Consider the following 14,946-nt stretch of genomic DNA (forward strand, 5'->3'; position numbering starts at 1 on the left):
CCGGGCCGGCCGCGCCCGGCACCGCGACGGGGCGGACGCTGCCCGACCCGGCACCGGACAAGCGCTACACGGCGGCCCCGACCAGGCTTCCGATCCCGTATGTCACGGCCGCGGCGGCACCGCCCAGGGCCAGCTGCCGGAGCCCGCTGGACCACCAGCCGCGGGCGGTCACCCTGGACACCAGCGCCCCGCAGGCGAACAGTCCCAGGAGCGCCAGCAGCACCGCCGGCCACAGCGACGTCGCACCCAGGAGGTAGGGCAGGACCGGCAGCAGCGCACCCAGGGCGAACGACACGAAGGACGAGACGGCGGCGACCGTCGGTGAGGGCAGGTCGTCCGGGTCGATGCCCAGCTCCTCGCGGGCGTGTATCTCCAGTGCCCGCTCCGGGTCCCTGGACAGCTGCACGGCCACCTCGCGGGCGAGCCGGGGCTCGACACCGCGCGCCGCGTACAGCGCGGCCAGCTCCTCCATCTCGTCGACCGGGTGCTTGTGCAGCTCGCGGCGCTCGACCTCGAGTTCCGCCTGGACGAGTTCGCGCTGCGAGGCGACCGAGGTGTACTCGCCGGCGGCCATGGAGAAGGCACCCGCCGCCAGACCGGCGAGACCCGTGATCACCATGGTCTGCGGGGACGCGGAACCGCCCGCGACACCGCTCATCAGGGCGAGGTTGGACACCAGCCCGTCCATCGCGCCGAACACCGCGGGGCGCAGCCAGCCGCCGTTGACGTCCCGGTGCGTGTGGTTGTCGCGGTGCGCCTCGTGCAGCGCCGCCTCGGTCTCGATGATGGACACGGTTCTCCCCTCGCTCCCGGGGCGGTCCGCGTCCGCGCCCCGCCCCCGTTTCCGCTCCCGAAAGTACGCGCAATGTAAGGGGCGCGCCAGCAAGGCAGGCTTTACTTACCTGGTCAGGGCGGTGGGCTCCGCCCTGGTCCGGATGTATGAACCGGGGTTTCCCGCGCCCGCACCCGCCGTCCCGCGTGGGACAGATCGGGGAACGGGCCCGCAGGGGCGTAAGGAGTGGCGCGGTGGACTGGACTGCATGCGATCGGGCCCGCGGCGCGCTCCTGGGGCTGGCCGTGGGCGACGCCCTCGGCGCACCGGCGGAGAACATGCGGCCCTCCGAGATCCGCCGCCGCTGGGGCCGTATCGAGGGCTTCGTGACCGACAACCCCGCGGGCACGGACGACACCGAGTACGCGATCTTCTCCGGGCTGCTGCTCGCCCGCCACGGATCGGCGCTCACCGTGGCGCACGTCGAGAAGGCGTGGCACCACTGGATCGCCGACCTGGACGAGGGCCCGTTCCGGGGGGCCGGCTTCAGCGAGCGCGGCACGCTGGAGAACCTGCGCCGCGGGCTGGCGGCGCCCATCACCGCGCAGCACCGGCACGCCTGGAGCGACGGGCTCGCCATACGGGCGGCGCCGTTCGGGGTGTTCGCCGCGGGCTCCCCCCGCGAGGCGGCCCGGCTGGTGGCCGTCGACGGTTGCGTGAGCCACGACGGCGAGGGCATCTACGGCGGGCAGGCGGTGGCGGCCGGGGTGGCCGCCGCGATGGCGGGGGCCGGTCCGGCGGGAGTGATCGGCGCCGCCCTCTCCGCCGTGCCCCTGGACTCCTGGACGTCGCGCTCCATGCGCCGGGCGGTCGTCGCGGCGGAACGCGCGGGAACGGATCCGCTCGGCCGGGAACGGACGGTCCGTTCCGCGGTCGTCGTCGGCGGCTACCCGTGGACCGACCTGGCGCCCGAGGCGGTCGGACTGGCCTTCGGCGCGTTCGCCGCGGCCCGGGGCGACTTCCGCACATCGGTGCTGACCGCGGTCAACATGGGCCGCGACGCCGACACCACCGCGGCGGTCGCGGGCGCGCTGGCCGGGGCGATGTCGGGCGCCACCGCCATCCCGCCGGACTGGGCCGCCGCGATCGGCCCGGTCCGGGGCAGCTGCCTCCCCTCCATGCGGGGCTACCACGTCCTCGACATCGCGGACCTGCTCACTCCGTACGACGACACCGAGGCCCCGTCATGACCCCCCGCCCACTCGACTCCACCAGTGCGGACCAGCCCGCTCCCGACTCCCCGGAATCGCCGCCGGACCCGGCACCGGACCCGGCACCGGACACCCGGGACGCCCCGGGCGACGGGCCGGGGGCGGTCGCACCCGGCGCGGGGCGGGCCCCGGGCCGGGAAACGCGACCGGAGCCGGAGAAGACCCCGGAAGAGGAGACGCGACCGGACCACGAGAAGACCCCGGACGCGCGGCAACCGCGGGACCCGGCGGACGCGGGCGCGGCCGGGCCCGGCCCGACCCACGCGCCCCGGGCCGAGCCCGCAAACACGAACACGAACGCAGACACGAACGCAGGCACGGGCACGGGCACGGGCACAGGCACGGGCACAGGCACAGGCACAGGCACAGGCACAGGCACAGGCACAGGCACAGACGCAGACACAGACACAGACACAGACACAGGCGCGCACGTGCACGCGCGCCCGGACCACGCCGCACGGAACCGGTCCGGCCCCGACGACTCCCCCGCGACCCCCCGGCCCCCGGCCGCCCCCGCGGGCGCGGACCCCGCCGCACGGCACCGCCCGGACCGGCCGGAGCACTCACGCCCGGCGGGGCGGCCGGAGTACGGGGCGGGACGGATGCCACTCCGTCCGCAACCCAGCGGCCGGGAGTCCGCCGCGGCGGCGGACGGCGGCACGGCCGCCGCGCGGACCCGGCGCCCGGACTCCCCCCGTGCCGGGGCCGGGAGCCTCGGCCCCGGTACGGGGTGGGGGTACTCGTGCCGGCCGCACCGCGCGGCGGCCCGCCCCGGCGAGTCGGCCTCCACGGGCACGCGCACCGCTTCCCGTACCCGCGACGGATACCGCAAACGGCTCGAGGGGCTGCTGCTCGGGCTCGCCGCCGGTGACGCCGCGGGGTGGCCGGCGGCCCGGCACCGGGCCGCGCGGATGCCCGAGTGGACGCGGCGTCTCACCCGTGAACTCGACACGTTCGCCGAGCAGAACGCCACGACCACGCTGCCGGTCCCGATCGCCCTGAACCAGCCCCCGGAACCTCTGCGCCTCGGCCCGTCCGACGACGCGGAGTGGGCCGCCTTCGCCGCCGAGACGGTCCTCGCCTCCGCGGGTGAGCGGTTCGACGGCCTGGCCCCCGGCCGCCGGGTGCGTACCGCGGTCGACCTCGCCTGGAACACCCTCGCCGGAGAGATCGCCGCGGCTGAGGCCCGGGCACCGGAGGTCGAGGCGGCCGTGCCTCCCCTGCGTGCCCGGATCTCCGTACGCGCGGGGCTGGGCAATCTCGCCACCGGACTGCGCCCGCCCGCCACCGGCCACGACAACCCGCACTACTTCGACGACGCCGCCTGCGTGCGCGCCGCCGTGCTCGCCGCCGTCCACCCGGGCGACCCCCGGGCCGCCGCCGAGCTGGCCGAGTTCGACGCGCGCTACACCCAGGACGGCGACGGTGTGCACGGCGCCCGCGCCATGGCGGCCGCGGTCGCCGCGGCGCTCGGCGGCGCGACCGCGGACGCGGCTGTCGGCGCCGCCCTGGCCGAACTCCCCGAGGCCACCGAGATCGGCCGCAACGCCCGGCACGCCCTGGTGCTCGCCCGCCGCGCGGAGGACGCCTTCTCCCTGGTGCCCCTGCTGGAGCACCAGATCGTCGACCACGTCTACAGCTACGGCATCGCCGCGGCCGAGACGGTGCCCGTCGCCCTCGCGTTGGTGACGGCGGCGCGCGGCCGGATGAGCGGGGCCCTGCCCGCGGCCGCGTGCCTGTCACGGGTCGCCGACTCCGCGCCCGCCCTCGCCGGCGCGCTGACCGGGGCCCTCGGCGGGGCGGCGGCCGTGCCCGCGGCCTGGCGGGACGCCTGCCGCACCCTGGCCGGCTGCGCCCTCCCCCGGCTCGCCGGCACGGACCTGGTGGAACTCGCCGGGCTGCTGGCCCGCGTCACCCACCCGACGGACGCCGCCCCGGCCGCGCCGCACACCCCGCCGTCCTCCGCCTCGGCGGCCCCGGCGACCTCGGCGACCCCGGCGGCCTCGGCGACCCCGGCGGCCTCCGCCGCTGCTCCCGCTCCCGCTGCCACCGCCGCTGCCACCGCCACCGCCACCGCCACCGCCGGAGCAGGAGCAGGAGCAGGAGCAGGAGGTGCCGGCCGGACCGCGGGTCCGTAACTCGCCTCTCCCGGACGCGAATCCCCGACGCCGCCTGCCTCACCCGCGCCCACCCCGGGTGGACAATTCCGGCATGACACTCTCAGCGCACGCGGTCGCCACGCTCGACGACCGGATCACCGGCTCCCTCGTCGGCGCCGCGGTCGGCGACGCGCTCGGCGGGCCGGTCGAGGGATACACCCCGGAGCAGATCGTGGAGCGCCACGGCGGCCGCGTCCGGGGGGTCGTCGGCCCCTGGCACGGCGGCGACTGGCGCACCGCCCGCCCCATCGCGCCGTACCACAAGGGGGACGGGCACGTCACCGACGACACCCTGATGACACACGCCCTCGTCCGCGTCTACGCCGCCGTCCGGGACCACCTCGACGCCTACTCGGTCGCCGACCACCTCGTACCGGACCTCGTCTCAACGCCGCGCTGGATCCCCGAACTGGAGGCCGAGGCCCTGCCGCTCCAACGGGTGTTCCTCGCCGAGAAGTGGCTCGCGGCCCGGCTGCACTACGGCCATGTCGACCCGCGCGAGGCCGGCACCGGGAACATCGTCAACTGCGGTGCGGCCATGTACATGGCCCCGGTCGGGCTGGTCAACGCGGCCAACCCGGCCGCCGCCTACGCGGAGGCCCTGGACGTGGCGGGCGCCCACCAGTCCTCGTACGGACGTGAGGCCGCGGGCGTCCTCGCCGCCGCCGTCGCCGCGGCCTGCGCACCCGGGGCGAGCCCGGAGTCCGTCATCGAGACCTGCCTCTCGCTCGCCAAGGACGGCACCCGCTCGGCGATCGAGGCGGTGTCCGAAGTCGCGTCCCGCCACGACGACTTCGAGCCCGCGCTCCGTCCGCTCCGGGAGGCGGTCGCACCGTTCGACACCGTCGGGCCCGACTACCGCGCCCCATCCCTGGCCGCCCGCCGCCCCTCCCGGCTGCACTCCGTCGAGGAACTCCCCGTCGCGCTGGGCATGCTCCTCATCGGCGGCGGCGACTACCGCAGGACCGTGCTGGGTTCCGTGAACTACGGCAGGGACTGCGACTCGATCGCCACGATGTCCGGGGCGCTCGCGGGCGCGCTGCACGGCGAGGGACCGGTCCCGGCCGACTGGGTGAAGACCGTCGCCGAGGCCAGCCGCCTCGACCTGCACGCCCCGGCCAGGACGCTGACGGAGGTCGCGTACGAGATCTTCGCCCGCGACACCAGGCGCCGCCGGGCGCACGAGGCCGCCTTCGCCGGACTGGCGGACGCCCGGTGAACCTCCGGCTCACCTGGGTCCAGCCCGAGGACCTGGTCGGCCACGAGCTGCGCCAGGCCGCCGAGGACGGCCGGGACGCCTCGGCGGTCGCCCACCGCTGGCGGGCGGCGGGCGGCACTCCGGCGCCCCCGGCCGCAGGCGCATCGCCGCGGCCCGCCCCGCCGCGGCTGCGAGCGCTGGCGACCCGGCTGCTGGACGAACTCGACGCGCTCCCCGCTCCGTTCGCCGACCGCGAGCCGACGGGCCTGCCCGCCATCAGGGCGGCGTGCCCCGACTGGCCCGTTCCGCGGCCGCGGGACCTGCCCGGGCGGGAGGGGCACGGCACGGACGACCGGACCCGGCGCGTCCACCGGCACGGCACGGACGGCGCGCCGCGGACCGGGCTCGGGCACGCGACGAGCAGCCCGCCGGAGCAGCGACTGCACGCCGCCTGGCTCGGCCGGGCGGCGGGCTGCCTGCTCGGCAAACCCGTGGAGAAGCTCCCCCTGCACGCCATCCGCGCACTCGCCCGCGCGGCCGGCAACTGGCCGCTGTCGACGTGGTTCACCGCGAAGGGCGTGCCTCCCGGGCTGCTGGCCGCCCACCCCTGGAACCGCCGCTCGGCCGCCACCTCGCTCGCCGAGAACATCGACGGCATGCCCGAGGACGACGACCTCGACTACCCACTGCTGAACCTGCTCCTCCTCCAGCGGTACGGAAGGGACTTCGGCACCGCCGACGTCGCCCGGCTCTGGCTGGACGAACTCCCCGCCGGGCGTACGTTCACCGCCGAACGGGTGGCGTACCGCAACCTCCTCCAGGGTGTGGAACCGCCGGAGACCGCGACCCGGCACAACCCCTTCCGGGAGTGGATCGGCGCCGCCATCCGGGCCGACGTGCACGGCTGGACCCACCCCGGCGACCCGGCCGCGGCGGCCGAGCAGGCCCATCGCGACGCGGTGCTCACCCACACCGCGAACGGCGTCCACGGGGCCATGTTCGTCGCGGCGGCACTGGCCGTCGCGGCCGGCGGGGCCGCGGACGTGCACACATGCCTGCGCGAGGGGCTCCGTGTCGTCCCGCCCCGCTCACGGCTCGCCGCGGCCGTCCGCCACGGCATCGCCACCGCCGCCGCGCACCACGACTTCGACACCGTCGTGGACCGGCTGCACTCCGCGTACGGTGCCTACCACTGGGTGCACGCCGTCCCCAACGCGGCGCTGCTCGCCGCCGCGCTCACCCACGCGGACGGCGACTTCACCGGCAGCATCTGCCGTGCCGTGTCGGGCGGCTGGGACACGGACTCCAACGGCGCCACCGCCGGCTCGCTGACCGGACTGCTCGCCGGGAGCCCCGGCCGCCTGCCCGAGTCCTGGACCGCTCCGCTCGACAACCGTCTCGCCACCACCGTCGGCGGGTTCGACGGCGTCGGCTTCGACACACTCGCCCGCCTCACGTACGCCCACTCCACCGATGCCGACGCAGACGCAGACGCCACCCGGACCCCCTGAACCACCCGAACCGCCCGAACCACCCGAACCACCCGAACCACCGAGGCCACCCGGACCCCCTGAACCACCGAGTCCACCCGAGCCATCGACGCCAACCGCACCGCCCGCACCGCCCCTACCGACCGCACCGCCCGTACTCACCGCACCGACCGCACCGACCGCACCGACCGCACCGCATGAGCCCTGCGCCCCCGCACCCCCGCGAAGCCCCCGCACCCCCGCGAAGCCGCCGCACCACGCACGACCCGCAGGAGACTCGCAAGGAGCCCCCATGCACCACCCCGACACCACCGGTGCCGCCGCCCGCCCCTCCGTCCCGGCCGATGCGCCCGCCGCGAGCGGGCCGCTCGCCGGGCTACGCGTCCTCGATCTGGCCACCCTCTTCGCCGGGCCGCTCGCGGCGACGATGCTGGGCGACTTCGGCGCCGATGTGATCAAGGTCGAGCACCCCCGCAGAGCCGACCCGTCGCGCGGCCACGGCCCCGGCAAGGACGGCATCGGTCTGTGGTGGAAGCTGCTCGGCCGCAACAAGCGGACCATCACGCTCGACCTGTCCGCCCCCGGCGGCCGCGAGACGTTCCTGACGCTCGCCGCCACCGCGGACGTCGTCATCGAGAACTTCCGCCCCGGCACGCTGGAGCGGTGGCGGCTGGGCTGGGAGGAGCTGAGCGCCGCCAGTCCCCGGCTGGTACTGGCCCGGGTCACGGGCTTCGGCCAGTTCGGCCCGTACTGCCACCGGCCCGGTTTCGGCACCCTCGCCGAGGCCATGAGCGGGTTCGCCGCGCTCACCGGTGAACCGGACGGCCCGCCCACGCTGCCGCCCTTCGGTCTCGCCGACTCCATCGCGGCGCTCGCCACCTCCTACGCCGTGATGACCGCGCTCACCGCCCGTTCCGCCACCGGTCGCGGCCAGGTCGTCGACATGGCCATCATCGAGCCCATCCTCACCGTGCTGGGGCCGCAGCCCATCTGGTACGACCAGCTCGGCTACGTCCAGCCCCGCACCGGCAACCGCTCACGCAACAACGCCCCCCGCAACACCTACCGCGCGGCCGACGGCAGCTGGCTCGCCGTCTCCACCTCCGCGCAGTCCGTGGCCGAACGCGTGATGCGGCTCGTCGGCCGACCTGAGCTGGTGTCCGAGCCGTGGTTCGCCTCGGGCAGCGGCCGGGCGGAGCACGCCGAGGTTCTCGACGAGGCCGTCGGCGCCTGGATCGCCCGCCACACCAAGGAGGAGGTCGTCGCCGCCTTCGACAAGGCCGAGGCCGCGGTCGCCCCCGTCTACGACGTAAGGGACGTCATGGCCGACCCCCAGTACCGGGCACTCGGCAGCGTCACCGAGGTCCCCGATCCGGAACTCGGGCCCATCCGCATGCAGAACGTCCTCTTCCGCCTCTCCGAGACCCCGGGCGGCATCCGCTGGGCCGGCCGTCCGCACGGAGCGGACACCGACTCCGTACTCGGGGAACTCGGGCTCACCCCCGGCAGAATCGCCGCCCTGCGCGCGGAAGGCGCCCTGTGACCCCGCTCACCTGGCTGTACGCACCCGGCGACCGGCCCGAGGTGGTCGGCAAGGCGCTCTCCTCGGGTGCCGACATCGTGATCGTCGACCTGGAGGACGCGGTCGCGCCGCACCGCAAGGCGTACGCCCTCGCGGCCACCGCCGAAATGCTCTCCTCCCCTCAGCCCGTGCCGGTCCACGTCCGCATCCACACGGAACGGGACATCGCCCCGCTGGCCCGCCTGCCGGGCCTGGCGGCTCTGCGCATCCCCAAGGTGACACACGCCACCGACATCCGGGGCCCGGCGAGACTGGCTCCCGGCAAGGGGCTGTACGCGCTGCTGGAGTCGGCGGGCGGGGTGGAGCACGCCTTCGCCATCGCGACGGCCGACCCCGCGGTGCGCGGCATCTCACTCGGTGAGGCGGACCTCCGGGCGGACCTGGGAGTACGCGACGACACCGGACTGGACTGGCCGCGCAGCCGCGTCGTCGTCGCCGCCCGCGCCGCGGGGCTGCCCCCGCCGACGCAGTCGGTGTTCCCCGACATCCGCGACCTGGACGGCCTGGCTGCGTCCTGCGCCCACGGCCGCTCCCTGGGGTTCCTCGGCAGGGCCGCCATCCACCCCCGGCAGCTCCCGGTGATCGAGCGCGCCTACCTGCCCAGCGCCGAGGAGGTGGAGGCGGCCGAGGAGGTCGTCAAGGCGGCTGCGGCGACGGACGCGGGCGCCCTGGCCCTCCCCGACGGCCGCTTCGTGGACGCGGCGGTCGTCGCCGCGGCCCAACGCACACTCTCCCTCGCCGGCCGCGACGGCGCGTGACGCACCGGCGGTCGGGCGCCCCGGCCACCGGTGCCGCCCCGGCGGCCCGCGGGCTGCGGGCTGCGGGCTTGCGGGCTTGCGGGCTGCAAGGGCGGCGGCGAACCGCAGACGGGGCCGGCACCGCGGGGGCCGGGTGGCGGTTCCCCACGGCACGACTCCACCGCACGACTCCGCAGCGCGGTCCGGCAGAGGCGGTCACGCACCGCGTCCTCGGGGTCCCCGGGACGCCCGGGACGCCCGGCCTTCCCGCCCCTGCGGACCGCTCCAGGCCGCGGACCGGCACGACGGGATCCCCCGGTCATCGCGCGCAGAGCCGGAGGGACGCCGAAGCCCCGGGGCACTCGGCCGTGGCGGCCGGGCGGCCCCGGGATCGCGTCCCGCCGGGTGGTGTAGGGGATCAGGACGGCGGAAGCCGCAGGTCGGAGACGGTGACTCGGCCGGATTGGATGTTCAACCCGTTTCAGCGGGACGCTTCGTGGGTTGCCGTCCCCACGGAGATCGCCATGGGCCTCGAACCGGAACGTGAAGCACCTGATCACCTACACCACATCGCGGGGCACGACCTGGTCCGGGGCACTCGGCGCACGGGGCCGTGCCCCCGGTCAGTTCCTGTTCGCGGACCCGGAGTCGGCCGGGTCGCCCTCGGCTTCCCTGCCCGGTGACGGCGTCCCCGAGCCGGGAGTCCCGCCGGAGTCGGACGAGGAGTCGGGGTCCGCGCCGGCCGCGTCGCCCGGAGTGTCCCCGGTACCGCCCCCGCCCTTCTCGCCGTCCTCGTCCTTCTGGCCGTCCTCGTCCTTCTGGCCGTCCGCGCCCTTCTCGCCGTCCTCGCCCTGCCGCACAGCCGCGGGCTCGACGGTCTCCTCGCGGCCCGGGCGAAGCCGGGCGGAGACCACGATGTAGACCACGGCCAGGACGAAGACCAGCATCGCCGTCCAGACGTTCAGCCGGAGGCCGAGGACGTGGTGCGCCTCGTCCACACGCATGTACTCGATCCAGGCCCGGCCCGCGCAGTACGCGGCGACGTACAGCGCGAACGCCCTGCCGTGACCGAGCCGGAAGCGGCGGTCCGCCCAGATCACCAGCAACGCCGTACCGACACACCACAGCGACTCGTAGAGGAACGTCGGGTGGTAGAGCCCGGCCTCCCGGTTCACACCCTCGCTGATCTCGAGGGCCCACGGCAGGTCCGTCGGCCTGCCGTACAGCTCCTGGTTGAACCAGTTGCCCCAGCGGCCGATCGCCTGTGCGAAGGCGATGGCGGGCGCGATGGCGTCGGCGTACGCGGGCAGCGGGATACCGCGGCGGCGGCAGCCGATCCACGCACCGACCGCGCCGAGCGCGATGGCGCCCCAGATGCCGAGGCCGCCCTCCCAGATCTTCAAGGCGTCGACCCAGTTCCGGCCCTCGCCGAAGTACAGCTGGTAGTCGGTGATCACGTGGTACAGGCGGCCGCCGACGAGGCCGAAGGGGACGGCCCACACGGCGATGTCCGCCACGGTGCCGGCTTTGCCGCCGCGGGCGATCCAGCGCTTGTTGCCGTACCAGACGGCCACGAAGACGCCGATGATGATGCAGAAGGCATAGCCGCGCAGCGGAAGCGGTCCGAGGTGGACGACACCGGTGGACGGGCTGGGAATGTAGGCAAGGTCCATGGCAGGTCCGACGCTACCCTGCCGGGCCCCGGGCACGGCAACCGACCGCGCAACGTCTGCATAACAGGCCCCGCGGCCCGCGCGGGCGCCGTCCGAGGGGCCCCCGCGCGACCGGCCCGCGCGCACACCGCCGCCGCGTGCAGCCCCTGGGGGTAGAGGGAAGCGCCCGGGACCGGCCCGCGCGCACGCGGCCGCCGCCCACGGGCCTGTGCGCACACCAGCGGGGCCGGACTCGACCGGCCGACGCCGCCGAAACCCCCGAAGCGGAGCCACGGGACACTCGACGGAACGCTGGGGGACTCCGGGGGACGCCGGGGGGACGTACAGCCTTCCGGACGCACGAACGCCCAAACGCACAACGCACGGACACGCGGACACGCGGACACGCGAACCCACGAACGCACGGACGCACGGACGCACGGACACGGCGACGCACAGACTCCCGGGACGCACAGGTACCCGGGGCGAGCACCCGGGACGCACCGGCACCCGGGGGCGAGCACCCGGGACGCACAGGCGCCCGGGGGCGGGTGGGCATGCGCGACCGCGGAGCCGGGGGAGCACTTCCACCGGGAGTTGTTCGGCTGGGACGGTGTGCATGCGCGACCGCGGAGGCGGGAGGGACGGACGCGCCCCCGTTCGCCCCGACCCTGCCGCCGCCGCCGCCGCGGATTGCACACCGGATGCGGCCGCGTCAGGAGGCGGCCGGGCTCGGCTGCCCCGTGCGCCGCTGCTTGTCCCGGTCGGCCTCGGCGACCCACTTCCGCAGGTTCTCGGGGCTGAGCTGCTCGCCGTCCTTCTGCGGGAACACGGACTCGCCGTTGAGGAGCACCGTCGGGGTGCCCCGGAAGTTCTTCTCCTCGAAGGCCTGGTCGGATTTCGCCACCCAGGCGTCGTGCCTGCCGGACTCGACGCACTCGGTGAACGCGGGGGTGGCCAGGCCCGGCACCTCGCCCGCCAGTTCGATCAGCCGCTCGTTGTCCGCGAAGGCGTCCTCGGTCTCCGGAGGCTGGTTCTGGAACAGCACGTCGTGGTATTCCACGAACTTCCCGGCGTCCTGCGCGCACGCGGCGGCGTTCGCGGCCCGGAGCGAGCCGCTGCCGCCCATGCCGCCGTCGATGATCGTCGCGAGGTGGTACCTGACCCTGAGCTGACCCGAGTCGGTCAGCTCGTGGATCGTGTCCCTCATCACGTTCTCGAACTGGGCACAGGCGGGGCAGCGGAAGTCCTCCCAGACCGTGAGCGTGGACGGCGCTCCGTCCGGGCCCGCCGGAAGCGCGAGCGCGTCCTCGCCCTGGGCTCCGCTCGGGGCGACCACCGGGCCGCCCGCGGTGGACCCCTCGTCCTTCCCGCCACCGCCCGCCGCGATCACACCGACCACCGCGGCCAGGCCCAGCACGCCGACCACCGCGGCGGACACGATCAGCAGGCGCCGTCGCTTCTCGCGGTTCTTGTGGAGTTCGCGTTCGCGCTTGAGCCGCTCGCGCGCGGCCCGCATTCCGTCTTGGTTGTTCTCGCTCACGACCACAGCAACGAACCGGGGAGGCGCGCAGGCGCCTCCCCGGTCTCATGTCCACCCGTTCGGGTGAGCCGGCCGACCGGATCGCTCGTCGCGGCGGCGGGCGGCCCCGCCGGTCACCGCTTGCGGACGCCCTCCGCGAGTTCACCGGCCAGTGCCCGCACCGCCTCGACTCCGGCCGTGTGGTCACCGGCGTCGAGCAGCCGCTTGACGAAGGCCGAGCCGACGATCACGCCGTCGGCGAAGCCCGCGACCTCGGCGGCCTGCTCGGCGTCGGAGACGCCCAGCCCGACGCACACCGGGAGGCCGCCCCGGCCGGCGGCGGTGGCCCGGGTGCGCCGCACCAGGTCCCGGGCCTGGGTCCCGACGGACTCGCGGGTGCCGGTGACGCCCATCAGCGAGGCGGCGTAGACGAAGCCCGAGCCCGCGGCGGTGATCTCGGCGAGCCGTGCGTCCCGGCTGCTGGGCGCCACGACGAACACCGTGGCGAGCCCGTGCTTCGCGGCGTGCTCGCGCCATGTCTCGGATTCCTGGACCGGCAGGTCGGGCAGGATGCAGCCCGCGCCGCCGGCCTCGGCGAGTTCGGCGGTGAAGCGCTCGACGCCGTACCGGTCGATCGGGTTCCAGTAGGTCATCACGAGGACCGGTTTGCCCGTGGCGGTGTGGGCCTCCCGCACGGTGCGCATCACGTCCGCGATCCTGACGCCGCCGCGCAGGGCGATGTCGTCGGCGGTCTGGATGACCGGCCCGTCCAGCACCGGGTCGCTGTGCGGCAGGCCCACCTCCACGATGTCGGCGCCGCCGTCGAGGACGGCCCTGATCGCCTCGATGCCGCCGTCCACGGTGGGGAAACCGGCCGGGAGGTAGGCGATCAGGGCGGCCCGGTCCTCGGACTTCGCCCGTGCGAGGGTGTCGCTCAGCAGCCTGATGTTCCCGCTCGTGTTCCCGCTCACGTGGCGTCTCCCTCGATCTCCGCGACCTCGCCCGCGGCGTCCGCCGCCACCGAGGCGTCGGTCGCGGCACCGCCGTCGGCGTCGTACAGCCCGAAGTAGCGGGCGGCGGTGTCCATGTCCTTGTCGCCCCGGCCGGACAGGCTGACCAGGATCAGCCCGTCCTTGCCGAGTTCCTTGCCGACCTCGATCGCGCCGGCCAGGGCGTGCGCGGACTCGATGGCCGGGATGATGCCCTCCGTGCGGGAGAGCAGCCGCAGCGCCTGCATGGCGGCGTCGTCGGTCACGGCCCGGTACTCGCCGCGTCCGGAGTCCTTGAGGTAGGCGTGCTCGGGGCCGATGCCCGGGTAGTCCAGACCGGCCGAGATCGAGTACGGCTCGGTGATCTGCCCCTCGTCGTCCTGGAGGACGTAGCTGCGCGAGCCGTGCAGGATGCCCGGCTCGCCCGCGGTCAGGGTGGCCGCGTGCTCGCCGGTCTCGACGCCGTGGCCCCCGGGCTCGCAGCCCACCAGGCGCACGCTCCCGTCCGGGATGAACGCGTGGAACAGGCCGATGGCGTTGGAGCCGCCGCCGACGCAGGCGACGGCGGCGTCCGGGAGGCGGCCCGTGCGCTCCAGGATCTGGCGCCGGGCCTCGGTGCCGATGACCCGGTGGAAGTCGCGGACCATCGCCGGGAAGGGATGCGGGCCGGCGACCGTGCCGAAGAGGTAGTGGGTGTGGTCGACGTTGGCGACCCAGTCGCGGAACGCCTCGTTGATGGCGTCCTTCAGGGTGCGGCTGCCGGACTTCACCGGCACGACCTCGGCGCCGAGCATGCGCATCCGTGCGACGTTCAGCGCCTGGCGCTCGGTGTCGATCTCGCCCATGTAGATGGTGCAGTCGAGGCCGAAGAGGGCGCAGGCGGTGGCGGTGGCCACACCGTGCTGACCGGCGCCGGTCTCGGCGATGACGCGGGTCTTTCCCATGCGCCGGGTCAGCAGCGCCTGCCCCAGCACGTTGTTGATCTTGTGCGAGCCGGTGTGGTTGAGGTCCTCGCGCTTGAGGAAGACCCGGGCGCCGCCCGCGTGCCCGGCGAAGCGGGGCACCTCGGTCAGGGCGCTGGGCCGTCCCGTGTAGTGGACGAGCAGGTCGTCGAGTTCGGATGCGAAGGCCGGGTCGGACCTGGCCTTGTCGTACTCGGCGGCCACCTCGTCGACGGCGGCGACGAGCGCCTCGGGAATGAACGTTCCGCCGAAGTCGCCGAAGTAGCCGGCGGCGTCCGGCACCCGGCCCTCGGGGTCGGGTACGAAGTATTGGCTGGGCATGCCAGGACTCCTCGTGTGCGGGTGAGCCGAAGAGATGATGGGTGACGGCGTGCGGTGCGAGCGAATCGCTCAGCGGCGCCATCGCATGCCGTTGACCTGGCCGGGCTCGTCGCCGATGACGTATCTGACCCGCCGTCCGTGCACCCGCCGGGCCGGGGCGCGGCAGCCGCGCGGACGGCAGCCGCGCGCCAGTGGGGCATGCGGTTCGCCGGCACCCGCCGCCGCCCGGCCCGGCCGTTGGAGGCCGGGGGCGGCGGTGGGCGTGCGGCGGGCGACGGCGGTCATGGAGCG

Annotated in this window: 12 protein-coding genes; 6 read left to right on the plus strand and 6 right to left on the minus strand. The window is 75.3% G+C overall.

Features of this window, described 5'->3' with window-relative positions; all coding sequences use genetic code 11:
• Positions 1 to 64 precede the first annotated feature (64 nt).
• A complete protein-coding gene (locus DDQ41_RS02760; protein ID WP_109293028.1) occupies positions 65 to 793 on the minus strand; it encodes a VIT1/CCC1 transporter family protein in 729 nt (242 codons plus the stop codon).
• 233 nt (positions 794 to 1,026) lie between these two features.
• Between DDQ41_RS02760 and DDQ41_RS02765 the strand changes: the two genes are divergently transcribed.
• The 6 genes from DDQ41_RS02765 (at position 1,027) to DDQ41_RS02795 (ending at position 9,230) form a co-directional block, all read left to right on the plus strand.
• A complete protein-coding gene (locus DDQ41_RS02765; protein ID WP_109293029.1) occupies positions 1,027 to 2,022 on the plus strand; it encodes an ADP-ribosylglycohydrolase family protein in 996 nt (331 codons plus the stop codon).
• Positions 2,023 to 2,645: 623 nt separating this feature from the next.
• Positions 2,646 to 4,181 carry an ADP-ribosylglycohydrolase family protein gene (locus tag DDQ41_RS02775; RefSeq protein WP_262508334.1) on the plus strand — a complete coding sequence of 512 codons (1,536 nt, stop codon included), beginning with the start codon at positions 2,646 to 2,648 and terminating at the stop codon, positions 4,179 to 4,181.
• A 73-nt stretch (positions 4,182 to 4,254) separates the two neighbouring features.
• Positions 4,255 to 5,421 carry an ADP-ribosylglycohydrolase family protein gene (locus tag DDQ41_RS02780; RefSeq protein WP_109293030.1) on the plus strand — a complete coding sequence of 389 codons (1,167 nt, stop codon included), beginning with the start codon at positions 4,255 to 4,257 and terminating at the stop codon, positions 5,419 to 5,421.
• Positions 5,418 to 6,911, plus strand: a complete 1,494-nt coding sequence (locus DDQ41_RS02785; RefSeq protein WP_109293031.1) for an ADP-ribosylglycohydrolase family protein — start codon at positions 5,418 to 5,420, stop codon at positions 6,909 to 6,911. Before DDQ41_RS02780 ends, DDQ41_RS02785 begins: the two co-directional genes overlap by 4 nt.
• Positions 6,912 to 7,182: 271 nt before the next feature.
• Positions 7,183 to 8,433, plus strand: a complete 1,251-nt coding sequence (locus DDQ41_RS02790; protein WP_109293032.1) for a CaiB/BaiF CoA transferase family protein — start codon at positions 7,183 to 7,185, stop codon at positions 8,431 to 8,433.
• Positions 8,430 to 9,230 carry an HpcH/HpaI aldolase/citrate lyase family protein gene (locus tag DDQ41_RS02795; protein ID WP_109293033.1) on the plus strand — a complete coding sequence of 267 codons (801 nt, stop codon included), beginning with the start codon at positions 8,430 to 8,432 and terminating at the stop codon, positions 9,228 to 9,230. Before DDQ41_RS02790 ends, DDQ41_RS02795 begins: the two co-directional genes overlap by 4 nt.
• A gap of 602 nt (positions 9,231 to 9,832) precedes the next feature.
• Here DDQ41_RS02795 and lgt read toward each other — a convergent pair.
• The 5 genes from lgt to trpM form a co-directional block, all read right to left on the minus strand.
• On the minus strand, positions 9,833 to 10,882 hold the full coding sequence (gene lgt / locus DDQ41_RS02800; RefSeq protein ID WP_109293034.1) for a prolipoprotein diacylglyceryl transferase: 1,050 nt from the start codon (positions 10,880 to 10,882) through the stop codon (positions 9,833 to 9,835).
• A gap of 694 nt (positions 10,883 to 11,576) precedes the next feature.
• Positions 11,577 to 12,410, minus strand: a complete 834-nt coding sequence (locus DDQ41_RS02805) for a DsbA family protein (protein ID WP_109293035.1) — start codon at positions 12,408 to 12,410, stop codon at positions 11,577 to 11,579.
• Between the two features lie 107 nt (positions 12,411 to 12,517).
• Positions 12,518 to 13,354, minus strand: a complete 837-nt coding sequence (trpA, locus tag DDQ41_RS02810; protein ID WP_109293036.1) for a tryptophan synthase subunit alpha — start codon at positions 13,352 to 13,354, stop codon at positions 12,518 to 12,520.
• Complete coding sequence (trpB, locus tag DDQ41_RS02815; RefSeq protein WP_109293037.1) at positions 13,351 to 14,655, minus strand: tryptophan synthase subunit beta; 1,305 nt, start codon at positions 14,653 to 14,655, stop codon at positions 13,351 to 13,353. The genes trpA and trpB overlap by 4 nt, the downstream gene beginning before the upstream one ends.
• A 69-nt stretch (positions 14,656 to 14,724) precedes the next feature.
• Positions 14,725 to 14,940, minus strand: a complete 216-nt coding sequence (trpM, locus tag DDQ41_RS02820; RefSeq protein ID WP_109293038.1) for a tryptophan biosynthesis modulator TrpM — start codon at positions 14,938 to 14,940, stop codon at positions 14,725 to 14,727.
• Positions 14,941 to 14,946 lie beyond the last annotated feature (6 nt).

Source organism: Streptomyces spongiicola (assembly GCF_003122365.1).
GTDB classification, from domain to species: Bacteria; Actinomycetota; Actinomycetes; order Streptomycetales; family Streptomycetaceae; genus Streptomyces; species Streptomyces spongiicola.

What these genes read in the sequence shown, in the direction of transcription:
- lgt (WP_109293034.1), bottom strand. Translation starts at nt 10,882, where the DNA reads ATGGACCTTGCCTACATTCCCAGCCCGTCCACCGGTGTCGTCCACCTC.
- trpM (WP_109293038.1), bottom strand. Translation starts at nt 14,940, where the DNA reads ATGACCGCCGTCGCCCGCCGCACGCCCACCGCCGCCCCCGGCCTCCAA.
- DDQ41_RS02790 (WP_109293032.1), top strand. Translation starts at nt 7,183, where the DNA reads ATGCACCACCCCGACACCACCGGTGCCGCCGCCCGCCCCTCCGTCCCG.
- DDQ41_RS02775 (WP_262508334.1), top strand. Translation starts at nt 2,646, where the DNA reads ATGCCACTCCGTCCGCAACCCAGCGGCCGGGAGTCCGCCGCGGCGGCG.
- DDQ41_RS02780 (WP_109293030.1), top strand. Translation starts at nt 4,255, where the DNA reads ATGACACTCTCAGCGCACGCGGTCGCCACGCTCGACGACCGGATCACC.
- trpB (WP_109293037.1), bottom strand. Translation starts at nt 14,655, where the DNA reads ATGCCCAGCCAATACTTCGTACCCGACCCCGAGGGCCGGGTGCCGGAC.